Genomic DNA, 24,958 nt, shown 5'->3' with positions numbered 1-24,958 from the left:
AAAGCGGAGCGGGCGCCGGCGGATCGCGGTGGGCACGGTGACCAGGATTATCTCCGGCGTTGGTGGCGGAACGCCGTTGGCGGCGGTTCCCGGGTCCTTGACCAGGCCTACGACAGACCGGGTGAAGGAAGCTCTGTTCTCCCGCCTGGACGCCTTCGAGGTGATTTCCGGGGCGCGGGTGCTTGATCTATACGCGGGTTCGGGTTCCCTGGGGGTGGAAAGCGCCAGCAGGGGAGCCGCGACAGTGGACCTGGTGGAATCCGACGCCAAGGCCAGCGGTGTGTGCCAGCGCAACGCGGACCTCATTAACGGAGTCCTGGGCCGAAAGGCCGTCACGGTGCACCGCTCCAGGGTGGAACCTTTCCTGGACCGGGCCGCGGAATCCGCGGCCTGGGACCTGGTGTTCCTGGATCCGCCGTATCCGTTGGAGGAAGCCGCACTGTCGGCGGTGCTGCAGAAGCTCGCCGCGCACCTGGTCCCGGGTGCCGTTGTAGTGGTGGAACGCTCGTCCCGCTCCCCGGAACCGCAGTGGCCGGACGGGATGACGAGGTTCGCCGAAAAGAAGTACGGGGAAACCCGGCTGTGGTTCGCCGAGCCGTTCGTGCCCGACGCCATCGCTCCGGATGACCTGGCCGATGTTGCCGGACCTGACACCCAGGGCACCTAGCCCGCCAAGGCGCTCAGCCCGAGAAGGGGTCCAGATCCACTCCCGCCAGGACACGGCCAGGGTGGGGGCCCCGGGCGGCCAGCTCAGCTGTCCACGATTCCGGCCAGGGGCCCTGTGTGCCTGCCAGGATGATGTTGCCCGGATACCTGCCCTCGAACATGCCCGCTTCCGCAAACGCACCCACATCCGCCATTGCCGCGCGCATCGCCGCCACCTGGCTCCGGACCAGTGTGAGGGCCGCCTCGTCGCCCACGTTGACGATCAGCAGGCCGTCCGGGCGCAGACGCTCCCTGGCTTCGCGGTAGAAACCGCTGGTGGCGATGTGGGCCGGCGCTTCCGGGCCGGAAAAGATGTCCAGGATTACGACGTCGAACGTGAGTCCCGGATCGAGGGCACCGAGCGCCTCGCGGGCGTCGCCGATGACGGTGGTCAGGTCTGTCCCGTCGGGCATGGGAAGGTGCCGAAGGACAAAGTCGAGCAGCTCACGTTCCAGCTCGACCGCGTACTGGACCGAGCCGGCGCGGGTGGCCTGGATGTAGCGCGCAAGCGTCAGCGCCCCTGCCCCCAGGTGGAGGGCGCTGATCGGCTCGCCGGGAGGGGCGGCCAGATCCACCAGGTGCCCGATCCTGCGGAGGTATTCGTAGAAGATGTCCTCCGGCCGGTCGAGGTTGACGTGGGATTGTTCGGAGCCGCCGATGCTCAGTACATAGCCCCCGTCAGTGAACGCATCGGGTTCGATGGTGGCATGCCGGCCGGTGGTCCGCAGGAAGCGGCTGGCGTGCACGCCGCTGCCGCCGGACATCAGAGCCTTCCGCGCAGGGTGGACAGCCGCGCCGCAGCCTCCTCCAGGACTTCTGTCTTTTTGCAGAACGCGAACCGGAGCAGGCTTCGCATCCGCTTCGCGCCTTCCGCATGGCAGAAGACCGGAACGGGAATGGCTGCGACGCCCACCAGTGCCGGCAGGCGGCGGGCGAGGTCCAGGGCATCGGTGATGCCCAGCGGAGCCGTATCCACATTGACGAAGTAGGTTCCCTGTGGTGTGAAAACGTCAAAGCCCGCCGCCCGAAGTCCGGCGCTGAGGATGTCACGTTTCGTCTCAAGGGCGGCGGCGATGCCCGTGTAGAAACTGTCCGGCAGGGCCAGCCCCTTGGCGATCGCGGCCTGGAAGGGAGTGCCTGAGCTGTAGGTAAGGAATTGCTTGACCGTGCGGACGGCGGAGACCAACTCTTCGGGCCCGCTCAGCCAGCCGATCTTCCAGCCGGTCAGGGAAAAGGTCTTTCCGGCAGAGGAAATGGTGATGGTGCGGGCGGCGGCCCCTGGAAGGGTGGCAACGGGGGTATGGGCCACGCCGAAGGTGAGGTGCTCATACACCTCATCCGTGATGACAATGCTGCCGTGCTTCTCCGCGAGCTCCACCACGCGCTGCAGGACGGCCGGCGGAAAAACGGCGCCGGTGGGATTGTGCGGGTTGTTCAGCAGTACCACGCGGGTCCGCCCGTTGAACGCTGCCTCCAGGGCCGCCATGTCCGGCATGAAGTCCGGGGCAGCGAGCGGCACCGTGACGTGCGAGGCGCCGGAAAGCCCAATGACCGCGCCGTAGGAGTCATAGAAAGGCTCGAACGTCAGGACCTCGTCGCCGGGTCCGGCAAAGGCCAGGAGGGCCGCGGCGATGCCTTCGGTGGCTCCGGTGGTGATGATGACCTCGGTTGCCGGGTCCGGCGCAAGCCCGTAAAACCGTTCCTGGTGTGCGGCCACCGCCTCACGGAGTTCGGGCAGGCCCTTGCCGGGCGCGTACTGGTTGGCCCCCGCTGCGATGGCTGCCCGGGCTGCCTCCCGGATTTCGGCAGGCCCGTCCTCATCGGGGAAGCCCTGGCCCAGGTTGATGGCCCCGGTCTGGACGGCCAGGGTGGTCATCTCTTCAAAGATGGTGACACCCAGCCCGCCGTCGGGCGCCAGGAGGTTGGCACCGAGCGCCGTACGCTGCCAGGGCGCAGGTGCCAAGGGGGTGGAAAGTTCCCGTGGTGGATGCATCCAGTCATGGTATCCCGGCCTTTCCATGGGGTAGGTTCGGAGCATGAGACGCGCTGTGTGCCCCGGATCCTTCGACCCCATCCACAACGGCCATCTCGAAGTCATCGCACGGGCTGCCGGTCTTTTCGACGAGGTCATCGTGGCCATTTCCACCAACTACGCCAAGAAGTACATGTTCAGCCTGGAAGAGCGGCTGGAAATGGCGCGCGAAACGCTGGCACTGCTCAAGGGCATCGTGGTGGAACCGGTGGGCGAGGGGCTCCTGGCGGAGTACTGCCGCCAGCGGGGCGTGTCGGCCATCGTCAAGGGGCTCCGGTCCTCGTCGGACTTTGACTACGAGTTGCCCATGGCCACCATGAACCGGCAGCTGAGCGGGGTGGAGACAGTGTTCCTCCCGGCAGAGGCCAGCTACGTCCATTTGTCCTCCACCCTGATCAAAGAGGTGTCGTCCCTGGGTGGCAGCGTGTCCGACTACGTGCCCCGCTCGGTGCACCGCCGCATGGTTTCCGGCGAGCCTTCGGCGGATCAGCAGCCAAAGCGGTAGGCTGGATCGGTACTTCGGCGCTTCCTCGTGCCGGTTTGAGTCGCTGCGGCTCTTCAGGCTAAGATGGTACGTCGGTCATATGTTCAACAGGAGTTCTCATTAACAGAGATGCTGGTTCGCCCTTGGCGTTCGACGTCAAGGACCTCGGGCGCAGCCCGGGAAGCATGCGGACACTGAAGGAACATGTACCCGCACCGGGTGATCTTGGTGTGGCGCTCATTGGTGTTCAGGAAGGCTCGGATGTCGAGCTGGATCTGAGGCTGGAGGCCGTACACGAAGGAATTCTGGTATCAGGAACCGTGGTTGCCGAAGTTACTGGCGAGTGCGGCCGATGCCTGGATCCCCTTGCGTATGACCTTGAGGTCAATGTGCAAGAACTTTTCTTCTACGAGGGCATTCAGCTTTCGGATGGAGAAGATGATGAAGAGCAACGTCGAGTCGAGCACGATGTAATCGATCTTGAACCGGTGTTGCGGGACGCGGTTGTCACCAATCTGCCGTTCCAGCCGGTGTGCCGGGAAGACTGCCAGGGCCTTTGCTCCGAATGCGGAGCTCGCCTGGAAGACGAGCCGGGGCACCACCACGAGGTCCTGGATCCTCGCTGGGCTGCCCTAGCTGATATGGCTAAGCCTGACCGGCAAAATTGATTTGTACGTGTTTGTCTAGAGAGAAATGAGTTAGCCGTGGCTGTTCCCAAGCGGAAAATGTCTCGCTCGAATACCCGCGCCCGCCGCTCGCAGTGGAAGGCGACCGCCCCCCACCTGGTGAAGACCGTTGAGAACGGCCAGGTCACCTACAGCCTGCCGCACCAGGCAAAGGTCGTTACCGACTCTGCCGGCACCGCGCTGTTCCTTGAGTACAAGGGCCGCAAGGTCGCTGACGTCTAATCGGCCCAACAGGCTGACTGATGTCTTCAACTGAAGAGCTTCTGAAGCGTCTCGGTGTCACTATTGACGCCGGGACGCTTCGTCTTGCGCTTACCCACCGTTCGTACGCATACGAGAACGGCGGCATACCCACCAACGAGCGGCTCGAGTTCCTGGGCGACTCCATTTTGGGATTCTCCGTCACCGATGCCCTCTACCGGGACAATCCGGACCTGCCCGAAGGCGAACTCGCCAAGCGCCGGTCCGCCGTCGTCAGTACCCGGGCCCTCGCCGGGATCGGCCGCAGCCTTGGCATCGGTGAGTATATCTACCTCGGGCAGGGCGAAAAGCTCACCCACGGCAAGAACAAGGCCTCCATCCTCGCGGACACCATGGAGGCCCTGATCGGGGCAACGTACGTTTCCAACGACATCGAGACCGCGCGCCAGCTGGTCATGCGGCTGGTCGGTCCGCTGCTGAAGGACGCCGCAGTCCTGGGCGCCGGCACCGACTGGAAGACCAGCATCCAGGAACTCGCCGCCAGCCGGCAGCTGGGCAGCATCCACTATGCAGTGGACGGCTCCGGCCCGGACCACGCCCGCACCTTCACGGCGGTGCTGAACATTGGCGGCAAGGCCTACGGCAAGGGCTCCGGCCATTCCAAGAAGGAAGCCGAACAGGAGGCAGCGGAAGACGCCTGGCGGGTGCTCTCCGGAGCCGGGGCCCAGGCTGACCCCAGCACCTCCGCAGGCTCCATAGCCGCCAAGTAGCGCTCCGTGCCTGAATTGCCAGAGGTCGAAGTGGTGCGCCGCGGCCTGGTGAACTGGGTCCGCGGCAGGACCATCCGCGCCGTGGACGTCATCGATCCCCGCTCCATCCGGCGCCACGCCCTCGGGGCAGGGGACTTCATCGGCAACCTCGAAGGCGCCACGGTGGCCGACGTCGTGCGGCGCGGCAAGTTCCTCTGGATGCCGCTGCTGGACGGCACCGCTGCGCTGCCGAACGCCGGGGAGGACACCCGCGTTCCCGCGGTGGCACTCATGGCGCATCTGGGCATGAGCGGGCAGCTGCTGATGCAGGGCCCCGGCGTTCCCGATGAAAGGCACCTCAAGGTCCGTTTCCGGCTCAGTCCCCGCGACGGCATGCCGGACCAGCTGCGGTTCGTGGACCAGCGGATCTTCGGAGGCCTTTTTGTCACCGCACTGGTACCCACGGACGACGGCGGCCCGGGCGGCCTCGCGGAATCCCCCCTTCCCCTGATCGCCGCCGAAGCCGCGCACATTGCGCGCGATCCACTGGACCCTTCGTTCTCCTTCGACCTCTTCTACCAGCGGCTTCGGAAGCGCCGGACCGGCCTGAAGCGGGCACTGCTGGACCAGGGCCTGGTCTCCGGTATCGGGAACATCTATGCCGACGAAGCGCTGTGGCGGGCCCGGCTGCATTACGCCCGGCCCACCGATACCCTGCGCCGGGGGGACGCCCGGCGTGTCCTCGACAGCGCCCGCGAGGTCATGCTCGATGCCCTGGCCGCAGGAGGAACCAGCTTCGATTCCCTGTACGTCAACGTCAACGGCGCCTCAGGCTACTTCGACCGGTCCCTCAACGCGTACGGCCGCCAGGGTGAGCCGTGCAAAAGGTGCGCGGCCGCAGGAATCCAGGCGGTCATCCGCCGCGAGCAGTTCATGAACCGTTCGTCCCACACCTGCCCCGTGTGCCAGCCGCGGCCACGCAACGGCCGCTGGTAGCACCGGGCCGCCCAGGCGATGGGCTCAGCGGGTGCCATAGTGTGCTGCCAGCCGCGCCAGGCCTTCGTCGATCGGGACGGCCGGAGTCCAGTCGAGGAGTTCCCGGGTTTCGCGCTGGTCGAACCAGTGGGCGGTGGACAGCTGCTCAGCGAGGAATTTCGTCATGGGCGGTTCGTCCTGCATTCCAAGCCTCAGCCACAGTTTTTCCACTACGGACCCCGCCGCCCTGGCAAACCGCCCCGGGACGGACCACGACGGGGCAGGCACGCCACCGGCGGCGCAGATGCCGGCAATCAGTTCGCCCACCGGCCGTGGCTCCCCGTTGCTGACAACCAGCGCCCTGCCATGGATGTGGCTGATGCGCTCCAGCGCGGCAACAATCGCCGACGCGGCGTTGTCCACGTACGTGGTATCGATCAGGGCGGCGCCCGCATCCAGCAGCGGCAGCCGGTGCCGGGCAGCCCGCGCCAGCACCCGTTCCACCAGCTGCGTGTCCCCGGGTCCCCAGACCACGTGCGGCCGAACGGCAGCAACGCGGAAGTCCGGGGCGTCCGCGGCAAGGGCCAGCAGTTCCGCCTGGGCCTTGGTGCGGGAGTAGTCCCCGTGGGCATGCTCCGGGTCCGCGGGCTCTGCCCCCAGGCCCGCAATGGCGGCGCCGGAATTGGCCACTGACGGCGAGGACACGAAGATTAGGTTCCGCACGCCGGCCGCGCGGGCGGCGAGGAGCAGCCGCCGGGTGCCGTGGACGTTTACTTCGTCGAACTGTGCGGCACGGCCGGTGAAGGAGACCTTGGCCGCCAGGTGGATGACTGCCTCGGCACCCCGGACGGCATCGCTGACCGCGGCGTCATCGGTGAGGGATCCGCGGTGGTCCGTGGCGCCGTCGACCCCTGAGGGACGCCGCTGGAAGGTGGTGACGTCATGGCCCCGGTGCACCAGTTGTCCGGCGACTCCGCGGCCCAGGAGTCCGCTTGCACCGGTAACGAGGACTTTCATGGCGTCCCCGCGCGTCCGCCGGCCAGGACGGAGGCAGCCCACCGGGACAGGCGCGTCCGGTCGATCTTTGCGTTGTGGCGGATATCGGTAGGCTGCGCGGGGACCACCAGCACGGCGGCCACGGAAATGCCCGCCGTGCGCGCGGCTTCCCGGACCTTTCCAGCCAGTTCCGGACCGGCAGGCCCGGCTTTCCGGACGGGCGGGACCGTCTCGACCACGGCGGTGACGGCCTGCGTCCCCGCCGGCCCCACGCCAACAATCGCGGCCATCCGGATTCCGGCCACGCGTTCGATGGCCTGTTCGGCGCCGACCGGTGTCACCACCGAACCGGGCGCGGTGACGACGTGCGCAAGCCGGCCTTCCACCCACAACCGGCCGTCGGAGTCGAAGTGGCCGACGTCGCCGGTGCGGTGCCATCCGGCCACGCCGGTGCTGGCTTCCTGGGTCAGCCAGAGCCGGTCGTACATATCCTTGACGTGCGGCGCACTGACCAGGATTTCTCCTGTGATTCCCGCGTCCGTGACAGGAGTTGAACCGGGGGCTGTGCCGTCTGCCGCCAGGGGGATGACGGCCACCCGGGCGCCGTGGACGGGCCGGCCCACGCAGACACCGTTGCCGGCGCCGGGCTTTGTTCCGGATCCGGCGTCGAAAGCCGCGGCCCTGATTTGTTCGAGGCTGATGTCGGTGACGGGGAGCGCTTCCGTCATTCCGTAGGGCGTGTGCAGGGAGGCACCCGGCAGGAGCCGCTGCATCTCCGCAAGGAGCGGTTCGGGAACGGGGGCGCCTGCGGAGAGCAGCAGTTCAACCCGTTTCAGCGCTGCGGTGCCCTCCGCACTGAGTCCGCCGCTGGTGGCGACGACGTTGCGCAGGGCAGCCGGCGAGGCGAAGACCACGGTGGCGTCGATGGCCGCTGCGGCGTCCGCGAGGGCCCGCGCGGTCAGGGTTCGTGGCGCGGTGACATCCATCGCCGGCGTCACGGACACGGTTCCCAGTGCCGGTCCGAGCAGGGCGAAGGGCGCGAAACCCGCCACCAGCCGCTGGCCCGGATGGATCCCGAAGGTTTCGGCCACGGTGTCCCGCATCGCGGCGAGTTGCCGGTGCGTGTACAGCACGCCCTTGGCCGGACCGGTGGAGCCGGAGGTGAAGAGCACGGCGGCGGGGGAGTCCGGGTCCGGCCAGTATGTGCCGTTGCCGTTGCCGTTGCCGTTGCCGTTGCCGTTGCCGTCGCCAGGCCCGGCGGAGCGCACCCTACCCGCCGTTGTTAGTGCGGCCAGGGAGGTTTCCACTCCGAGAATCCGGCGGCGGGCGGCCGGGAGGTCGCGTACGCTGATGCGCCTGGCCGCCCATCCCAGGGCGCGGGCAGCTGCCAGCGCCCTGTCGATGCCGATCAGGAAGTCGGGAGTAGCCCCCTTGACCGCCCGGTTCAGTCCCTTCGTTCCGAGTCCGGCATCGGCCACCACCACTACGGCTCCCAGCCGCAGGCAGGCATACAGGGCCACGGTCAGGTCCACCCCGGGCGGGACCATGAGGCTCACCCGGCTGCCCGGCCTTACGCCTGCCAGGTGCAGGCCGGTGGCCAGGCGGTGGACGTCAGAGTCCAGCTGCTGCCACGTGAGGGAACGGGCCACGGTGCCGTCCGCAGCCATTTCGACGACGGCCGGCTTACCTCCGGCGGGTCCTGCCGCCTGTTCGGCGAGGAGCGTCCACAGTGGCTGGAAACCTGCGCGGGCCGGTGGCTGGGAAGCGGCGTTCCCCACCGCGGGCGAACCGTTGCCGCCGCCGCTGACGCGCCCAGCCAGCCAGTCGAAAACCGCCGGGGCGATGTCGCGGTCCTCCACGAGCAGGTGTCCTGCGCCCTCGTAGCGGTGCACGTCAGCATGCGGGAGGCGGGTGATGAGGTCCTTGAGGTAGCGGTCGGAAAAGATCGGGTCGCGCGGACCCCACAGCATCAGGGCAGGGACCTTCAGGTTCCGGAGGCCTTCCGCCACGCCGCTGAGCGCAGAAAAGCTGGGATGCCAGGCGTCCACGGGAATGTCGGCAACAAAGTTTCCCACCCCGGCCCGCCGCTCGGCTCCGCGGTAGGGGGCCATATACGCCTTCCGGACATCCGCGGGCAGCGGCGGGTGCGCCAGCGAATGCGTCACCCGCAGGAAGGAGTCGGATGTGGTGGTTCCCCATGTGTGCACGGCAGGGTGCAGGGCAAGGCGCAAGGCCGGGGGAATGGACGAGCCTGCAGGCTGGTGAACGGCCGTGTTGGTCAGTACCACGCCGGCCAACTGGTGCTGGTGGGCCAGCGCCCAGCCCAGGCTGACCACTCCGCCCCAGTCATGCCCCACCGAGACGACCGGTCCCTCCAAGGCCACCGCGTCCGTCAGGTCGTTCAGGTCCTGGATCCTGTCTGCCAGCCGGCGGAAGGTGCCCGTGCGTTCGGAGAATCCCATGTCCAGCTGGTCAACCGCCACCACCCGCCACGGATGCGCGGGGTCGCATCCGGCGGCCAGCAGGCTCCGCCACAGGTAGGACCAGGTGGGGTTGCCGTGCACGCACAGCAGGGTCCCGGCGGGAACCAGGCCACGGCCGGCGAGTTCTGCGCCGTTGTCCAGCAGGTGCCAGCGGCGCACCGTGCCCGGCGCGTCGACGCCGGCTGTGGAAGGGACATCAATCTGGCGCGACCACCCGGCGGCCACGCCCGGCCAGTCCGCGATCACCAAACGATTTCCAGCATTGCGGTGTTCAGGCCGGAACCCACGCCCATGCACAGGACGCGGTCCCCGGTATCCAGGGACTGCGACTCGGCCGCAAGCGTCATGGGCAGCGAGGCGGGCCCAACATTGCCCCAGTGCGGGAACGTGATGGGCACCTTGTCGGGGTCGAGGTCAATGGCGTCAATGATGGCCTGTGTATAGGCGTTGCTGACCTGGTGCGTGACGTAGCGGTCCATGGCCGCCCAGTCCCACTCGGGCTGCGCTTCATGCCACGCGTCCACGACCAGCTGGAGGCCGCCGTCGAGCAGTCCTTTCGTGTCCGTGCTCATGCCGTCGATGCCGCCCACGCACAATTCATGGTGCTCGGTGCCGGCACGCATCACGCCGCCCACCACGCGGTGGGCCCCGGGGTGCTCATCGGCCGGTCCCAGGACAGCCGCTGCGGCCCCGGATCCCAACGTCAGCGTGGCGAACTCGCGGTTGAAGTCGTCGCGGGTGGTTTCCGGCCGCTGGAGCCGGGCGAGGGTGGCCTCCTGCGTCAGCTGGGCGTCCTCGCCATTGACGATGACGGCGTACCTGATCTGCCCCGAATCGATCATGTTCGCTGCCAGGGTCAGGGCGTTCACGAACCCGAGGCATGCGTTGGCGAGGTCGAAGTTCATGGCCGACGACGGCAGGCTCAGGCCGTGGTGGATCTTCACCGCCACGGACGGTTCGAGGTTGCGGCGCGTGACCGAGGTGTTGATCAGCAGTCCGACGTCGGAGGCTTCGATGCCTGCCTCGGCCAGGGCCTTGGCTCCGGCTTCCACCGCGGCGTCGTCGAACGATGTTCCGGGGGCCCACCAGCGGCGGTGCGTAATGCCCGCAACGCGCTCAAGCAGCCGGGGTGGAAACTTCAGCCGCTTCAGGGTGTGCGCCAGGTGGCGGTCGAAGTCCGTGGAGCTTACGATCCTTGGAGCCTCGACGCTGCTCACCGAGAGCAGCGCGGTGTTGCTGTGGCGGAAGGTTGCATTACCTGCCAATTCAAGCCCCTCTTCGTTTCCGTCGCGCATTCATGCGGTGACTGTACCCACATAAACGCAGGCTCAAGAGCTTAACTATGCCTTTGCCGGGCCGGAACCGGCATATCCGGCCGTGGCGCCGGCCCCGGCTTCCGGGTGCTGCTGCCGGGAATTGTCGGTCCTGCGCAGTAGATTGTAGTGAGCCGGTTCCAGCAAAACTGTCCTATCCGCTCCAGGAGACCTGAAAAGCCTTGCACCTCAAAAGCCTCACCGTCCGGGGGTTCAAGTCCTTTGCCTCTGCCACCACCTTCGACTTCGAACCCGGCGTCACCGCCGTCGTGGGTCCCAACGGATCCGGCAAGTCCAACGTGGTGGACGCCCTGGCCTGGGTCATGGGGGAGCAGGGGGCCAAGACTCTCCGCGGCGGCAAGATGGAGGATGTCATTTTTGCCGGGACGTCCGGGCGGCCGCCCCTGGGACGCGCCCACGTTTCGCTGACCATCGACAACGCCGACGGCGCGCTCCCCATCGAATACAGCGAAGTCACCATCTCACGGACGCTTTTCCGGACAGGCGGCTCCGAATACGCCATTAACGGTGCCGCCTGCCGTTTGCTGGACATCCAGGAGCTGCTCTCCGACTCCGGGCTGGGCCGGGAGATGCACGTCATCGTGGGCCAGGGGCAGCTGGACCGCGTCCTGCACGCCACCCCCGAGGACCGCCGCGGCTTCATCGAGGAGGCGGCGGGGATCCTCAAACACCGCCGGCGCAAGGAACGGACCGTCCGGAAGCTGGAGGCGATGCAGGCCAACCTGCAGCGCCTCACAGACCTCACCGGGGAGATCCGCCGCCAGCTGACGCCCCTTGGCAAACAGGCCGAAGTGGCCCGCCGCGCCCAGCGCGTCCAGTTCGACGTCCGGGACGCCCGTGCCCGGCTGCTCGCCGATGACCTCGTCCAGCTGCAGCAGGCGCTGCAGCAGGACGTGGCGGACGAGGCAGCGCTCAAAGCCCGCCGGACCGCCGTCGAACATGAACTCGAAGCCGGGCGCCGGCAGCAGGCGGCGCTGGAGCAGCTGGCGGCCGAAGCCACACCCCGGCTCAACGCCGCGCGGGACACCTGGTACCAGCTGTCCACTGCACGGGAGCGCCTCCGGTCGCTCGGTTCGCTGGCCACCGAGCGCAGCCGCCTGCTCGGCTCCGACGATGCCGCACCGGCATCCGCCCGGGACCCCGAACAGCTCGAACGCCAAGCCGCCAGGGTGCGGCAGGAGCTGGCCGAGCTCGAACAGGACATCCACGCCAGGCGCACCACCCTGGACACGGCCAGCGCCGCGAAGGCCGAGGCAGAGCAGGCAGCCGTGGCCGAGGACCGGCGGCTCACGGCCCAGCTCCGGGCCGCGGCGGACCGGCGGGAAGGCCTGGCCCGCCTGGCCGGACAAGTGGCGGCGGCCCGGTCCCGGGTGGAATCCGCGCAGGCAGAACTGGGCCGGCTGCGGGAGTCCCTTGCCGCCGGCACGGAACGGCGGGCGCGCGCCCAGGCCGAGTTCACGGCCTTGGAAAACCAGGTGGCCGGCGTGGAGGAAGGGGAGGAATCCCTCGACGCCGATTACGAGGCCGCCAGTGAAGCACTTGATGCGGTCCTTCAGGAGATTGCCCGGCTCAAGGCCGCCGTCAACGAAGGCGTCCGCAAGCGGGACGCCCTTGCCGCCCGGCTCGACGCTCTTAAGCTCGGCCTGGACCGCAAGGACGGTGCCAGGCACGTACTGGAGTCAGGGCTGTCCGGGGTGCTGGGCAGCCTGGCGGCCGGGATCAGCGTGCAGGGTGGTTACGAGGCGGCGGTCGCTGCCGCGCTGGGAGAGGCCTCCGAGGCAGTCCTCGTCCAGGATCAGGACACGGCGGCCGCCGTCCTGAAGGTGCTCAAGGACGACGACGCCGGGCGGGCGTCGCTGCTCCTCGCATCAGCGGTGGCAGGCCACCTGGGTGACCCCGCCACGGAGTCCACGCCGGGAGGAGCGGTCGCCCCCAAAGCAGTGCCGCTGCCCGATGGTGCGCAATGGGCCGCCGACCTGGTGGACGGACCTGCGGAGCACATCCCGCTGGTCCGGCACCTGCTGTCCGGAACCGCCGTCGTCACAGGCATCGACGCCGCGGCTGCGCTGGTGGCCGGGCTGCCCGGACTCACGGCGGTCACCCGCGAGGGGGACGTGTTCACCGCCGTATCCGTTGCCGGCGGTTCTGCCAAGGCGCCCTCCCTCCTTGAGGTGCAGGCGGCGGTGGACGACGCCGACCGTGGCCTTTCGGCGGTCACGGCAGACCTGGAGCGGAACAGGTTCGCCCTGGCCGCCGCCGAGGCGCGCCGCGCCGGAGCGCAGGAGGAGGCGGACGCTGCCCTGGACAAACTGCACGAATCCGATGCCCGCCTGGCCGCCGTGGCCGAACGCCTGGGCCACCTGAATTCGGTCCTGCGCAGCGCCGTCGGTGAGAGCGACCGCCTGGCGGCCTCCCTGGCACGCGCTGCGGAGAACGTTGCCGCGGAGGAGGAAGCGCTCGCTGCCATCACGGCCCGGCTGGCCGCCGCCCAGGAGGCTCCGGTTGAAGAGGAGCCCTCCACCGAACAGCGGGACGCGTTGGCCCGTGCCGCATCCGCCGCCCGTGCAGCGGAAGTGGAGGCGCGGTTATCCCTGCGCAGCGCCGAAGAGCAGCTGGCGGCAACCCGCAACAGGGTGGCGTCCCTGGAGCGCGCCGCCGCCACCGAACGCCGTGCCCGGGAGGAAGCAGCCCAGCGTGCCCGGCGCCGCCGCATCCAGGCCAGGCGTGCGGCCGCCGTTTCCGCCGCGGCGGAACTGGCACTGCGTTACGTGGACGTATCGGTGGACCTCGCCCGGCACGAACGGGACCTGGCCGAGGAAAACCGCGAACAGCGTGACCGTGGGCTTCGGGACATCCGGGAAGCCAACGACGCCCTGGCCCGCGAACTGGCCGACCTCACCGACAACGTGCACCGGGATGAGCTGGCCCGTGCGCAGCAGCGGGCCAGGATCGAGGCGGTGGAATCCCGGTCCGTGGACGAGTTGGGCATCACCCCCGAAGCGCTGGTGGCAGAGTTCGGGCCGCACGTCCCGGTTCCCGTGCCTGCGGAGGAGACCGGCGACAAGTGGGCCGCGCTGCGGGCTCCCGTTGACGCCGGCGGGGAAGAAATCCGGGAAGGGAAGCCGTACGTCCGGCAGGAGCAGGAGAAACGGCTGCGCAAAGCTGAACGCGACCTCGCCAGCCTGGGCAAGGTCAACCCCCTGGCCCTGGAGGAATTCGCGGCACTGGAGGAGCGGCACCAGTTCCTCAGCACCCAGCTTGAGGACCTTAAGGCCAGCCGCCGGGACCTGCTGGACATCATCAAGGAAGTGGACGACCGGGTCCAGCGCGTCTTCGCCGAGGCGTTCGAGGACACCCAGGTCCAGTTTGTCCGGGTTTTTGAGCGGCTCTTTCCCGGCGGCGAGGGCCGCCTGGTCCTCACGGACCCGGGGGACATGCTCACCACAGGCATCGAAGTGGAGGCCCGTCCCGCGGGCAAGAAAATAAAACGGTTGTCCCTGCTCTCCGGAGGCGAGCGGTCCCTTACCGCGGTGGCGCTGCTGGTGGCCATCTTCAAGGCGCGGCCCTCGCCGTTCTACGTCATGGACGAGGTGGAGGCGGCGCTGGACGACACCAACCTCGGCCGGTTGATCACCATCTTCGAGGAACTGCGGGAGTCCAGCCAGCTCATCGTCATCACCCACCAGAAGCGGACCATGGAGGTGGCGGACGCACTGTACGGCGTCACCATGAGGGGCGACGGCGTTTCCACGGTGATCAGCCAGCGGCTCGTTTCCGAGGTGTAGCAGCACCGCCGGCGTCCGGCGGCCGCGGGGGCGCCGCATTGGGGCAGGTCAGGGGCGGGCTGCGCGCCCGAACCGGGCAGGCCGTTTGTGAGAAGCTAGGGGAGTGAATGACATCCTTCCCATTGTCCTGTCCATTCTTGTTGCGCTGGTGGTCATCGGCGGCCTGATTCCGGTCCTGCTCAAGACGCGGAGGAACATCACCCGGTACCCCGGCACGCGGGATGCCAACGATCCTGAGGTCCGCTCCGGCGGCAGCACCGCCGTAGCGGACAGCGCCGGACCAATCGAACGCACGGCGCCCGCGGGCGTGGACCTCGAAGGGCTTGACACCACTACGGTTCCGGACGACGCTGCCGGGCTGGAAACCATTCCCGTCGAAACACCGCTGCCTGTCGCGGGCCGCCTCACCCGCCTCCGTGAGCGACTGGTCCGCTCCAACAACATCATGGGCAAGGGCCTGCTGGCGCTGCTGTCCAGCGACCGGATCGATGAGAGCGTCTGGGACGAGGTGGAGGAGACACTCCTCCTCGCGGACCTGGGAACCGAACCCACCATGCAGCTGGTGGATGCCCTGCGCGAACGGGTCAAGGTGCTGGGCACCCGGACCCCCGAACACGTCAAGGCCATGCTCCGCGAAGAGCTCATCAAGCTTGTCGACCCCTCCATGGACCGCAGCCTGAACGTCCAGCGCCATGCGGACAGGCCTGCCGTGATGATGGTGGTGGGCGTGAACGGCGTCGGCAAGACCACCACCGTCGGCAAGCTGGCGCGCGTGCTGGTGGCAGAGGACAAGGACGTCCTGCTGGGTGCCGCGGACACGTTCCGCGCCGCCGCGGCGGAACAGCTGGCCACGTGGGGGCAGCGCGTCGGCGTCCCCACCGTGAAGTCGGACATCGACGGCGCCGATCCCGCCTCCGTTGCCTACGAGGCCGTGAAGGCAGGCATTGAGCAGGAAGTGGACGTTGTCATGATCGACACCGCCGGCCGCCTCCAGAACAAGGTGGGCCTGATGGACGAACTGGGCAAGGTCAAGCGCGTGGTGGAGAAGCTGGCCGAGGTGGACGAGGTCCTGCTGGTTCTGGATGCCACCACCGGCCAGAACGGCCTGAACCAGGCGCGGGTCTTTTCGGAGGTTGTCAACATCACCGGCATCGTCCTGACCAAACTGGACGGAACCGCGAAGGGCGGCATCGTCGTCGCCATCCAGAAGGCGCTCGGCGTGCCCGTCAAACTCATCGGACTGGGCGAAGGCGCCGACGACCTGGCCCCGTTCGACACCGAAGGCTTTGTCGACGCCCTGCTGAACTAGCTAAGCCAGCCCAACCAGCTCGCATTAGTTGTCGTTTTGAGCCCTCAAAACGACAACAACTGCGGGCTAGTTGGGTTTAACCCGGAGTGTTTCGCGGGTGGGCAGCCAGCCGACGGCGGCCAGGAGCATGACGCCGCCGGTCACGCCGAAAGCCCAGCCGAAACCCAGCCGGTCCGCGAGCAGCCCGGCCGCGACCGGTCCGACGATCGCTCCGACGTCGGACGTCATTTGGTAGACGGCCAGGACCTTGCCGCCGGAGCGTGCGTTCCCAATGACATCGGCGACGGCGGCCTGCTGCGCCGGGCCGAAAAGGCCGGACCCGACGCCGGCAAGCGTCGATGCGGCAAGGAACCAGGGCAGGTCGGAGGTCAAGCCGATCGCCGCAGTCGCGAAGGCTGCCACCAGCAGGCCGGAGATCATCATCGGCTTGCGCCCCAGGGAGTCCGCCAGCCGCCCCGAGAAGGTCAGCGCGGCGGCGTTCCCGGCAGCGAAGACTGCCAGCGCCAGTCCGGCCGCCTGCGGTCCTGCCCCGAAGGCTGCCGCGGCGAACAGCGGCACCGTTGCCATGCGGACGCCAAACGTGGCCCACCCGTTGGCAAAGCTGGACAGCAGGGCCGACCGGTAGGTTCCGGCAGCCACGGCTTCGCCAAAGCGCATGTCCGGCGGACGGTGCTGGGTTTCACCGCCGCCCCGGCGCTGGTGGCTGAGCTGGGTCTGCACCACAAACGCGGCAACGAGCAGGGCCCCGGCGTAGGCAAGGAACGGGACCCGCAGGCCCAGCCCCGCCAGCAGACCGCCCACAATCGGCCCGCACACATTCCCGATCAGGAAAGCGGACGCATAGGCACCTGAGACCCTGCCCCTGCTCTGGGGTGGGGCCAGGCGGACCACCAGGGCCATCGATGCCACCGTGAACATCACGGACCCGGCTCCGCCAAGGCCGCGGAACAGCAGCAACTGCCAATAGTCCTGCGCAAAGGCGCAGGCCGCCGTGGACAAGGCCACGATCAACAGCCCAGCGACATAGACGGGCCGTTCACCGCGCTTGCCGATCAGTGCTCCGCCGGCGGGTGCAAAGGCAAGGCGCATGAAGGCAAAGATCGCCACGATGACGGCTGCCTCGGTGTTCCCTACGCCGAAGGTTGTTGCGAACTGCGGCAATACAGGCGCAACGAGTCCGAATCCAAGCGCAATCAGGAACGCCGCGGCCAGCATCACCTTAATGTCGCGGGGAAGTTTCTCCCGCCGAGGCCTTAGCCGGGCCAAAAACCTCGAAGTGGCGCCGCTTTCGCGGGGTGTTGCCGTCATTGTGAAGGAGTCCTTGCAGGAAAGGGAGCCGGGTGGCTGCGCGGGTGCGGAAACATAACCGTAACAAGGCGGATATGCACCATTTACTTCCTAGAGGTTGTTGTAACAGGCCCGCAATCTAAATCCTCCGCGGGCGAAACACGCCGCCCACAAACTCATTACAGGACGCAAAAAGGCGTTGGCAGGCGGAGTACTCCGCAAGATTCGATGAGAGAGGACGTGCACCATGGAACTTACCGCAGGTCACGTTTGGGTCATGGTGGCGGCAGCCCTTGTGCTGTTCATGACACCCGGTCTGGCATTTTTCTACGGCGGCATGACCCGCGCCAAGGCAGCACTGAACATGATGATGATGAGCTTCATCTCCATCGGCATGGTGGGTGTTGTCTGGGTGCTGTGGGGCGCGTCCATGAGCTCCGGTGAAGGCTTCCTGGAGATCGTGGGCAACCCGTTCGCCACATTCGGCCTTGAGGGCATCACCACCCCTGACGGTCTGATCAAGGTTGGCTACGCCGCCACCTTCGCCATCATCACCGTGGCACTGATCAGCGGCGCCATCGCCGACCGCGCCAAGTTCGGCGCCTGGTCCGTCTTCGTTCCCGTGTGGGTCACGCTCGTCTACTGCCCGCTGGCGTACATGGTGTGGGGCGGCGGACTCTTCGGCCCCGAAGGCGCCATCGGCAAGGCCCTCGGCCCCGCCATCGACTTCGCCGGCGGCACCGTGGTCCACATCAACGCAGGTGTGGCGGCGCTCATCCTCGTCCTCATCATCGGCAACCGCAAGGGCTTCGGCAAGGACCCCAACCACCGCCCGCACAACATCCCGTTCGTCATGCTCGGCGCAGCCATCCTGTGGTTCGGCTGGTTCGGTTTCAACGGCGGTGCAGCCACCACTGCCGAACAGGGGGGCCTGATCTGGATCAACACCCTCGCAGCCCCGGCAGCAGCCATGCTCGGCTGGCTGGTCACCGAACGCATCCGCGACGGACACCCCACTTCCCTCGGTGCCGCATCCGGCGTGGTGGCCGGCCTCGTCGCCATCACCCCGGCCTGCGCCAACGTCAGCCCCGTCGGTGCACTCGGCCTGGGCGTCGTGGCCGGCGTAGCCTCCGCCCTGGCAGTCGGCCTGAAGTTCCGTTGGGGCTTCGACGACTCGCTGGACGTCGTCGGCGTGCACCTGGTGTCCGGCATCATCGGCACCGTGGCGCTCGGCTTCATCGCACTGCCCACCGACGGTGTTGGCGGCGGCCTCTTCTACGGCGGCGGACTGACCCAGCTCTGGGCGCAGCTCGCGGCAGCCGGCGTCGCCATCGCCTACTCCGCAGTCCTGACGGCCATCATTGCGCTGGCCATCCACAAGACCATGGGCTTCCGGGTCTCGCAGGAACAGGAAACGGTGGGTGTGGACCTCAGCCTGCACGCCGAGACTGCCTACGAGTTCGGACTGAGCGGACACGGCGGAAGCTTCCAGCCGCTGCACGACATGATCACCGGCAAGGGCCAGGGCGAGTCCCACGCGCCAGTCCAGGGGACGCCGGGTACGCAGAAGTCACAGTCAGCAACAGGTAAGGAAAGCGTGGGGGCATGAAACTGATTACTGCAATCGTCCGGCCGGAAAAGCTCGAAGCCATCAGGGAGGGACTGGAATCCTATGGTGTTCAGGGCCTGACCGTCAGCGCAGCCAGCGGATACGGCCGGCAGCGCGGCTACACCGAGGTCTACCGCGGAGCCGAATACAACGTGGACCTCCTGCCCAAGATCCGGGTGGAAGTCCTGGCCACGGACGAGCAGGCAGACGACATCCTGGACGTGATCATCGCCAGTTCCAATACCGGCAGGGCCGGGGACGGCAAGGTCTGGACCATCGATGTCCATGAAGCAGTTAGGGTCCGGACCGGGGAACGCGGAGTGGCCGCCATCTAGGCACCGGCACGGAACCATAAAGACAGGCAGGGCGGGAACCGAAAGGTTCCCGCCCTGCCTCTTGTTCACGCTGCCGGTGCTGCCGCGGACTGCTCAGTCCTTTGAGCGGTTGGTGGGCCAGGATGCCGGGCCGGCCGAACCGGCGTCGTACTCTTCAAGCGGGACGTCCCCGCGCTCCCACGCCTTGAGGACCGGCTCAACAATCCGCCAGCAGTCCTCTGCAGTGTCTCCCCGGACGGACAGCAACGGATCGCCGGTCAGCACGCCTTCCAGCACTTCGCCGTAGGGCAGGAGATCGGAGGCGCTCAGTTCGGCTTCCAGGGTGACCCGGCCCAGGCTGAAGATGTTTCCCGGACCGTTGACGTCGACGTCGAACTCCAGTGTGTCCGGGCCGAAACCGATCCGGAGCTGGTTGGGGGAGTCCACCCCGGTAAAGCCCTGGGGCAGGTGGGGCACCGGAAGGAAGGTGACCACCGCTTCCTTGCGCTTGTCGCCCAGGGCCTTGCCGGAACGCAGGATGAAGGGAACCCCCCGCCAGCGCCAGTTGTCGATGCCCACCTGGACTTCGGCAAGGGTTTCGGTTCCCTTTCCGGGATCCACGCCTTCCTCCTTGGCGTAGTCCGGGACGTCCTTGCCTGCCACGGAACCGGCGGTGTAGCGGGCCCTGCGCGTTGAGCCAGTGAAGGGGGCACTGACGCTGCTGGCCCGCAGGACGGTGGAGACGGCGTCGCGGAGGTCGCGCTCGCCGATGGTGGCCGGAGGTTCGATGGCCATGATCGCCATGACCTGCAGGAGGTGGCTCTGGATCATGTCCCGGAGGGCGCCGGCGCCGTCGTAGTAGCGCGCTCGGCCTTCCAGGGCCAGGTCCTCATCGAAAAAGATCTCCACCTTTTCCACGTGCTGCCTGTTCCATACCGGCTCAAGGAAGTTGTTGGCGAACCGAAGGCCCAGGATGTTCAGGACGGTGGCCTTGCCCAGGAAATGGTCAACCCGGTGGATATGGTCTTCGGGGACCAGCCGTGCCAGGGTCCGGTTCAGCGACCGGGCCGATTCCTCGCTGAAGCCGAAGGGCTTCTCCATTACCAGGCGGGTGCCTTCCGGAACCTCTTCCGGCTGGAGCGTCTCGCATGCCTGCTGGCTGATCCGGGGCGGCAACGCAAAGTAAACGGCCACCGGGCCTTCCAGCCCCGCGAGCAGGGCGGCCAGGGCACCCTTGGCCGTGACGTCCACCTGGTGGTACGCCGTCTCCTTCTGCAGCAGCTCGAGGGCGTCCTTTCCGGAACTGTCTGCCGCGCCGGCTGCAGCAGCGAACGATGCCTGGACCCGCTCCCGCCATTGTTCCGGCGTCCACGGATCCGAGCCTGCCCCCACCAGGGTGAGGCCCTCCGCGCGGCCTGCGGCAACGAGCCGCGCCAGGCCGGGCAGGAGGAGCCGGCCGGTGAGGTCGCCCGAGGCGCCGAGGATGAGCAGGGTCTTCACAGTCGTTTGGCTCGTCATTTTGCCAGCATGCCACCTACCGGGCCTGACTTGATACCCTAGATAGTCGAGTCCCGATCATCCACTGAAAGAAGTGCACGTCGCGTGTTCAATTCACTCTCTGACCGGTTGACAGCAACCTTCAAGAATCTCCGCGGTAAAGGCAGGCTCACCGAGGCCGACGTCGATGCCACCGTCCGGGAGATCCGCCGCGCGCTTCTGGACGCCGATGTTGCCGTTCCCGTTGTGCGTGAGTTCACTGGCCGGGTCCGTGAACGCGCCCTGGGTGCCGAGGTCTCTGCGGCACTGAACCCCGGCCAGCAGATCGTCAAGATCGTCAATGAGGAACTCGTCGAGATCCTGGGCGGCGAAACCCGGCGGATCCGGCTGGCCAAGAACGGCCCCACCGTCATCATGCTCGCCGGCCTCCAGGGTGCCGGCAAAACCACCCTTGCGGGCAAGCTGTCCAAGTGGCTGAAGGCCCAGGGGCACAGCCCCATGCTGGTGGCCTGCGACCTGCAGCGCCCTAACGCCGTCACCCAGCTCCAGGTGGTGGGCCAGCGGGCAAAGGTCCCCGTCTTCGCCCCGCACCCGGGTGCCACCTCCACCGAGCTGGACCAGCCCGCCGGCGACCCCGTCGCCGTCGCCCGCGCCGGCGTCGAGGAAGCACGCCAGAAGCTGCACGACGTCGTCATCGTTGACACGGCCGGCCGCCTGGGCGTGGACGCCGACATGATGGAACAGGCGCGCCAGATCCGCCGTGCCATCGTGCCCAACGAAGTCCTGTTCGTGATCGACTCCATGATCGGCCAGGACGCCGTGAACACGGCCCTCGCCTTCGACGAAGGCGTGAACTTCACGGGCATCGTGCTGTCCAAGCTCGACGGCGACGCCCGAGGCGGTGCCGCTCTTTCAGTCGCGTCGGTCACCGGCAAGCCGGTCATGTTCGCCTCCACCGGCGAAGGCCTGGACGATTTCGAACTCTTCCACCCGGACCGGATGGCCTCGCGCATCCTGGATATGGGCGACATCCTCACCCTCATCGAACAGGCCGAAAAGGCCTGGGACAAGGATGAGGCCGCCCGGATGGCGAAGAAGTTCGCCGACCAGGAAGACTTCACCCTTGAGGACTTCCTGGCCCAGATGCAGCAGATCCGCAACATGGGCTCCATGAAGAAGATGCTCATGATGATGCCGGGTGCACAGAACATCCGGCAGCAGCTGGAGCAGTTCGACGAACGCGAGATCGACCGCGTCGAGGCAATCGTCCGCTCCATGACACCGCACGAGCGGCTGGCGCCGAAGATCATCAACGGTTCACGGCGGGCACGCATCGCCCGTGGTTCCGGCGTCCACGTCTCCGAGGTCAACGGCCTGCTGGAGCGCTTCGCCCAGGCCCAGAAGATGATGAAGAAGATGGCCCAGGGCGGCATGCCGGGAATGCCGGGGATGCCTGGCCTGCCCGGCGCCGGCGGCGGTGCCCGGAAGAACGCCAAGAACGCGCCCAAGAAGAAGGCAAAGTCCGGCAACCCGGCCAAGGCTGCCCAGGAGCGCAAGGAAGCGGAAGCCCGCCGTGCCAACGCCGCCAAGGCGCTGCCTACGGGCGCCGCCTTCGGCCAGCAGGGCGGGGACTTCGACCCGTCCCAGCTGAACCTCCCCAAGGGCTTCGACAAGTTCCTGGGCAAGTAGCAGTTCCCCGGCAACGCAGCGCCAGGTGTCGTTTTGACCTCTCAGAACGACACCTGGCGCTGCTTGCTTGGGATGTCAGTGCCGTGGAATAGGGTTGGGACATGTTCAAGCAGAGGGTAGTGTTCGTGCACGGCGCCGGAACCTTCGGTGCCGCCGCGTGGCCTCGCCAGCACGGCATGGCACTGTCCTATGACGCCCTGTTCCTCCGCCGCCACGGCTTTGACGCCCTCGCGGAGCCACTGGAGTCGTCCTTCGCGGAGGACACCGCCATCATCCTGCGCTCCCTTGCCGATGACGGCCGCGGCGCCGCCGGCGGGCATGTGGTGGCGCACTCCCAGGGGGCGATCGCGGCCATGATGGCCGCCGTCGAACGTCCGGACCTGGTCTTCTCATTGACGCTGGTGGAACCGGCCTGCCTCTCCCTGACAGCGGAACTCCCGGCCACTGCCGCCCACATCAGCCTCATGCAGCCCCTCTTCGACGTGCGCCACCAGCTCAGCGACGAAGACTTCCAGCGCGAATTCGTCCGGCGGGTCTTCGCCACCGACCTCCAGCAGCCCGCCACCACGGAAGAAAAAAGGTCCGCCCGCAGGCTGCGGCTCCAGGCCCCGTCATGGGAGGCGCCGCTGCACATTGTTCCCGGGGTGCCCACGCTGGTGCTGACCGGTGGGTGGGAACCGCTCTACGAGGAAATCGCCGGGTACCTCCGGGAGACCGGTGCCCTGCACCGCGTTGCCGCGGGAGGACACCGGCCCCATGACTCCCCGGACGGGGACCGGGCCATCCGGCAGTTCATCAGCCAGGTCAGCCGGAGCCAGCCGGCCCGCGCGTCCTAGCTGTCAGCAGGCACCCGCAGTTCCGGCAGGTAGACCTTGCCGCCGGCCGCCAGGAATTCCTCGCTCTTCCCGCGCATCCCGGCCGCAGCATCGGCCAGTGCCGCCTGCGCCTCCGCGGAACCAAATTCGTCGCGGATGTCCTGGCTGATCCGCATGGAGCAAAACTTGGGCCCGCACATCGAACAGAAGTGCGCCGTCTTGGCAGGCTCAGCCGGCAGCGTCTCGTCGTGGAACGCCTCAGCCGTCACCGGGTCCAGGGACAGTGCGAACTGGTCCCGCCAGCGGAATTCGAACCGCGCCTTGGACAAGGCGTCGTCCCGTTCATGCGCCCCCGGGTGCCCCTTGGCCAGGTCCGCCGCGTGCGCGGCGATCTTGTAGGTGATCACGCCGGTCTTCACGTCGTCCTTGTTGGGCAGGCCCAGGTGTTCCTTCGGGGTGACGTAGCACAGCATCGCGGTGCCGTAACGGGCAATCTCGGTGGCACCAATCGCTGAGGTGATGTGGTCATAGCCCGGAGCAACATCTGTCACCAGCGGGCCCAGGGTGTAAAACGGGGCCCCCTTGCAGAGTTCCTGCTGCCGCTCGACGTTTTCCCGGACCAGGTGGAAGGGAACGTGGCCGGGCCCCTCCACCATGACCTGAACGTCGTACTCCCACGCGCGCTGGGTGAGCTCGGCGAGCGTGTCCAGTTCCGCGAACTGGGCGGCGTCGTTGGCGTCCGCCGTCGAACCGGGGCGCAAACCGTCGCCCAGGGAGAAGGCAACGTCGTACTTCGCGAAGATCCCGCACAGCTCATCGAAGTGCGTGTAGAGGAAGTTCTCCTGGTGGTGGGCCAGGCACCAGCCGGCCATGATGGAGCCGCCGCGGGACACAATGCCCGTCACCCGGTTGGCGGTCAGCGGGACATAGCGAAGCAGCACGCCGGCGTGGATGGTCATGTAGTCCACGCCCTGCTCGCATTGTTCAATGACAGTGTCCCGGAAGATTTCCCAGGTCAGCGCGTTGGCCTCGCCGTTGACTTTCTCCAGGGCCTGGTAGATCGGCACGGTGCCGATCGGGACGGGGGAGTTGCGGATGATCCACTCCCGCGTGGTGTGGATGTCGTCGCCGGTGGACAGGTCCATAACGGTGTCGGCACCCCATTGCGTGGCCCACTGGAGCTTGTCCACCTCCTCCGCGATGGAACTCGTCACGGCCGAGTTTCCGATGTTGGCGTTGATCTTCACCAGGAAGGCCTTGCCGATGATCATCGGCTCGGACTCCGGATGGTTGATGTTGTTCGGAATGATGGCGCGGCCGGCGGCCAGTTCGCTCCGGACCAGTTCCACATCGCAGTTCTCGCGCAGCGCCACGAAGCGCATCTCCTGCGTGATGACGCCCTGCCGGGCATAGTGCATCTGGGTCACCGTCCGGCCGTCGACGGCGCGGCGGGGCACCGGCTGCGCGCCCTTCCACTCCGCGGAGGCGGCGCCGCGGCGGACGGCCGAGCGGCCATCGTCGAGCAGGTTGCGTTCCCTGCCGCTGTAGGCCTCGGTGTCTCCGCGCGCCACGATCCACTCCGCGCGGAAGGGCTCCAGGCCGCGGACGGGGTCGCTTCCCGGCCCCGCCGTCCGGTAGGTCCGGAACGGTGCGTTCGGCTGGCCGTTGGGCGATGGCTCCAGGGCAATTTCCGTGACGGGTACCCGGATGCCGGACCCGGCGTCGTCGATATAGGCCAGCGAATGCGACGCCAGGGACCGGGTCACTTCGGACTGGTTCACCTGGGGCGTGGAGCCGGCTCCGGAACCCCCGGTGGACGGCAGGTGGGCAGGGTTCAACTGGGTGTTTTGCGTACTCAAGGGAATACTCACTTCCTTCGCCGGCATTACCCGGACAGGTTCAACGGTCGCAGGCTGCGTCAGCCCGATCTCAGCCCCTGCAAGGGCTCCCGTGTGGTCAGAGAAGAAGCTACCACAGGCCCCCGGAAGGGCGGTGTCACATTCGCGGG

Annotated in this window: 20 protein-coding genes and 1 riboswitch; of the genes, 12 read left to right on the top strand and 8 right to left on the bottom strand. The window is 67.6% G+C overall.

Going from position 1 to position 24,958, the window contains the following annotated elements:
• Positions 1-37 precede the first annotated feature (37 nt).
• Positions 38-667 carry a 16S rRNA (guanine(966)-N(2))-methyltransferase RsmD gene (rsmD, locus tag LDO14_RS12120; RefSeq protein WP_056388174.1) on the top strand — a complete coding sequence of 210 codons (630 nt, stop codon included), beginning with the start codon at positions 38-40 and terminating at the stop codon, positions 665-667.
• A gap of 13 nt (positions 668-680) precedes the next feature.
• Here the strand turns inward: rsmD and LDO14_RS12115 are convergent, their stop codons facing one another.
• Both LDO14_RS12115 and LDO14_RS12110 read right to left on the bottom strand, forming a co-directional pair.
• Complete coding sequence (locus LDO14_RS12115; protein WP_223991950.1) at positions 681-1,469, bottom strand: fused MFS/spermidine synthase; 789 nt, start codon at positions 1,467-1,469, stop codon at positions 681-683.
• Positions 1,469-2,698 (bottom strand): aminotransferase class I/II-fold pyridoxal phosphate-dependent enzyme, encoded by a 1,230-nt coding sequence (locus LDO14_RS12110; protein ID WP_223991949.1) that lies wholly within the window; start codon positions 2,696-2,698, stop codon positions 1,469-1,471. Before LDO14_RS12110 ends, LDO14_RS12115 begins: the two co-directional genes overlap by 1 nt.
• 43 nt (positions 2,699-2,741) lie before the next feature.
• Here LDO14_RS12110 and coaD point away from each other — a divergent pair, with 43 nt between their 5' ends.
• The 5 genes from coaD (at position 2,742) to mutM (ending at position 5,853) form a co-directional block, all read left to right on the top strand.
• Complete coding sequence (gene coaD, locus LDO14_RS12105; protein WP_142072404.1) at positions 2,742-3,242, top strand: pantetheine-phosphate adenylyltransferase; 501 nt, start codon at positions 2,742-2,744, stop codon at positions 3,240-3,242.
• A gap of 122 nt (positions 3,243-3,364) precedes the next feature.
• A complete protein-coding gene (locus LDO14_RS12100; protein ID WP_082581631.1) occupies positions 3,365-3,889 on the top strand; it encodes a YceD family protein in 525 nt (174 codons plus the stop codon).
• A gap of 36 nt (positions 3,890-3,925) precedes the next feature.
• Positions 3,926-4,129, top strand: a complete 204-nt coding sequence (rpmF, locus tag LDO14_RS12095; RefSeq protein ID WP_009356569.1) for a 50S ribosomal protein L32 — start codon at positions 3,926-3,928, stop codon at positions 4,127-4,129.
• Positions 4,130-4,149: 20 nt separating this feature from the next.
• Positions 4,150-4,878, top strand: coding sequence for a ribonuclease III (rnc, locus tag LDO14_RS12090; RefSeq protein ID WP_056387882.1), 729 nt, complete (start codon positions 4,150-4,152; stop codon positions 4,876-4,878).
• A gap of 6 nt (positions 4,879-4,884) precedes the next feature.
• A complete protein-coding gene (gene mutM, locus LDO14_RS12085; protein WP_144599841.1) occupies positions 4,885-5,853 on the top strand; it encodes a bifunctional DNA-formamidopyrimidine glycosylase/DNA-(apurinic or apyrimidinic site) lyase in 969 nt (322 codons plus the stop codon).
• Between the two features lie 24 nt (positions 5,854-5,877).
• Here mutM and LDO14_RS12080 read toward each other — a convergent pair whose 3' ends face one another.
• From LDO14_RS12080 to LDO14_RS12070, 3 genes are read right to left on the bottom strand one after another with little or no spacing between them, the layout of a single operon-like run.
• Positions 5,878-6,849, bottom strand: coding sequence for an NAD-dependent epimerase/dehydratase family protein (locus LDO14_RS12080; protein ID WP_056388168.1), 972 nt, complete (start codon positions 6,847-6,849; stop codon positions 5,878-5,880).
• Positions 6,846-9,560 carry an alpha/beta fold hydrolase gene (locus LDO14_RS12075; protein ID WP_223991948.1) on the bottom strand — a complete coding sequence of 905 codons (2,715 nt, stop codon included), beginning with the start codon at positions 9,558-9,560 and terminating at the stop codon, positions 6,846-6,848. Before LDO14_RS12075 ends, LDO14_RS12080 begins: the two co-directional genes overlap by 4 nt.
• A complete protein-coding gene (locus tag LDO14_RS12070; protein WP_186447746.1) occupies positions 9,554-10,576 on the bottom strand; it encodes a 3-oxoacyl-ACP synthase III in 1,023 nt (340 codons plus the stop codon). Before LDO14_RS12070 ends, LDO14_RS12075 begins: the two co-directional genes overlap by 7 nt.
• Positions 10,577-10,806: 230 nt before the next feature.
• Between LDO14_RS12070 and smc the strand changes: the two genes are divergently transcribed.
• Both smc and ftsY read left to right on the top strand, forming a co-directional pair.
• A complete protein-coding gene (smc, locus tag LDO14_RS12065) occupies positions 10,807-14,430 on the top strand; it encodes a chromosome segregation protein SMC (RefSeq protein ID WP_223991947.1) in 3,624 nt (1,207 codons plus the stop codon).
• A 103-nt stretch (positions 14,431-14,533) separates the two neighbouring features.
• On the top strand, positions 14,534-15,739 hold the full coding sequence (ftsY, locus tag LDO14_RS12060) for a signal recognition particle-docking protein FtsY (protein ID WP_223991946.1): 1,206 nt from the start codon (positions 14,534-14,536) through the stop codon (positions 15,737-15,739).
• A 66-nt stretch (positions 15,740-15,805) separates the two neighbouring features.
• Here ftsY and LDO14_RS12055 read toward each other — a convergent pair whose 3' ends face one another.
• On the bottom strand, positions 15,806-17,047 hold the full coding sequence (locus tag LDO14_RS12055; RefSeq protein WP_026265614.1) for an MFS transporter: 1,242 nt from the start codon (positions 17,045-17,047) through the stop codon (positions 15,806-15,808).
• Positions 17,048-17,273: 226 nt separating this feature from the next.
• Between LDO14_RS12055 and LDO14_RS12050 the strand changes: the two genes are divergently transcribed.
• Both LDO14_RS12050 and LDO14_RS12045 read left to right on the top strand, forming a co-directional pair.
• Positions 17,274-18,635 carry an ammonium transporter gene (locus tag LDO14_RS12050; RefSeq protein ID WP_018768295.1) on the top strand — a complete coding sequence of 454 codons (1,362 nt, stop codon included), beginning with the start codon at positions 17,274-17,276 and terminating at the stop codon, positions 18,633-18,635.
• Positions 18,632-18,970 (top strand): P-II family nitrogen regulator, encoded by a 339-nt coding sequence (locus tag LDO14_RS12045; RefSeq protein ID WP_018768294.1) that lies wholly within the window; start codon positions 18,632-18,634, stop codon positions 18,968-18,970. Before LDO14_RS12050 ends, LDO14_RS12045 begins: the two co-directional genes overlap by 4 nt.
• A 93-nt stretch (positions 18,971-19,063) precedes the next feature.
• Here LDO14_RS12045 and LDO14_RS12040 read toward each other — a convergent pair whose 3' ends face one another.
• Positions 19,064-20,467 carry a glucose-6-phosphate dehydrogenase gene (locus LDO14_RS12040; RefSeq protein WP_223991945.1) on the bottom strand — a complete coding sequence of 468 codons (1,404 nt, stop codon included), beginning with the start codon at positions 20,465-20,467 and terminating at the stop codon, positions 19,064-19,066.
• Between the two features lie 84 nt (positions 20,468-20,551).
• Between LDO14_RS12040 and ffh the strand changes: the two genes are divergently transcribed.
• Positions 20,552-22,135, top strand: coding sequence for a signal recognition particle protein (gene ffh, locus LDO14_RS12035; protein WP_018768292.1), 1,584 nt, complete (start codon positions 20,552-20,554; stop codon positions 22,133-22,135).
• Positions 22,136-22,236: 101 nt separating this feature from the next.
• Complete coding sequence (locus LDO14_RS12030) at positions 22,237-22,971, top strand: alpha/beta hydrolase (RefSeq protein ID WP_223991944.1); 735 nt, start codon at positions 22,237-22,239, stop codon at positions 22,969-22,971.
• Here LDO14_RS12030 and thiC read toward each other — a convergent pair.
• Positions 22,968-24,809 carry a phosphomethylpyrimidine synthase ThiC gene (gene thiC / locus LDO14_RS12025; protein ID WP_043424745.1) on the bottom strand — a complete coding sequence of 614 codons (1,842 nt, stop codon included), beginning with the start codon at positions 24,807-24,809 and terminating at the stop codon, positions 22,968-22,970. The genes LDO14_RS12030 and thiC overlap by 4 nt on opposite strands.
• Positions 24,805-24,912, bottom strand: a riboswitch (TPP riboswitch). It overlaps the preceding gene by 5 nt.
• Between the last annotated feature and the right edge of the window lie 46 nt (positions 24,913-24,958).

Origin of the sequence: Arthrobacter sp. NicSoilB11, from assembly GCF_019977375.1 — a bacterium.
Lineage (GTDB): Bacteria > Actinomycetota > Actinomycetes > Actinomycetales > Micrococcaceae > Arthrobacter.
This window is presented reverse-complemented; position numbering and strand designations above follow the sequence as displayed.

Bases quoted from the DNA above. Each gene is read 5' to 3' on its own strand.
- LDO14_RS12115 (WP_223991950.1), bottom strand. From the start codon at position 1,469: ATGTCCGGCGGCAGCGGCGTGCACGCCAGCCGCTTCCTGCGGACCACC.
- LDO14_RS12110 (WP_223991949.1), bottom strand. From the start codon at position 2,698: ATGCATCCACCACGGGAACTTTCCACCCCCTTGGCACCTGCGCCCTGG.
- coaD (WP_142072404.1), top strand. From the start codon at position 2,742: ATGAGACGCGCTGTGTGCCCCGGATCCTTCGACCCCATCCACAACGGC.
- rnc (WP_056387882.1), top strand. From the start codon at position 4,150: ATGTCTTCAACTGAAGAGCTTCTGAAGCGTCTCGGTGTCACTATTGAC.
- LDO14_RS12080 (WP_056388168.1), bottom strand. From the start codon at position 6,849: ATGAAAGTCCTCGTTACCGGTGCAAGCGGACTCCTGGGCCGCGGAGTC.
- LDO14_RS12055 (WP_026265614.1), bottom strand. From the start codon at position 17,047: ATGACGGCAACACCCCGCGAAAGCGGCGCCACTTCGAGGTTTTTGGCC.
- LDO14_RS12050 (WP_018768295.1), top strand. From the start codon at position 17,274: ATGGAACTTACCGCAGGTCACGTTTGGGTCATGGTGGCGGCAGCCCTT.
- LDO14_RS12045 (WP_018768294.1), top strand. From the start codon at position 18,632: ATGAAACTGATTACTGCAATCGTCCGGCCGGAAAAGCTCGAAGCCATC.
- LDO14_RS12040 (WP_223991945.1), bottom strand. From the start codon at position 20,467: ATGACGAGCCAAACGACTGTGAAGACCCTGCTCATCCTCGGCGCCTCG.
- LDO14_RS12030 (WP_223991944.1), top strand. From the start codon at position 22,237: ATGTTCAAGCAGAGGGTAGTGTTCGTGCACGGCGCCGGAACCTTCGGT.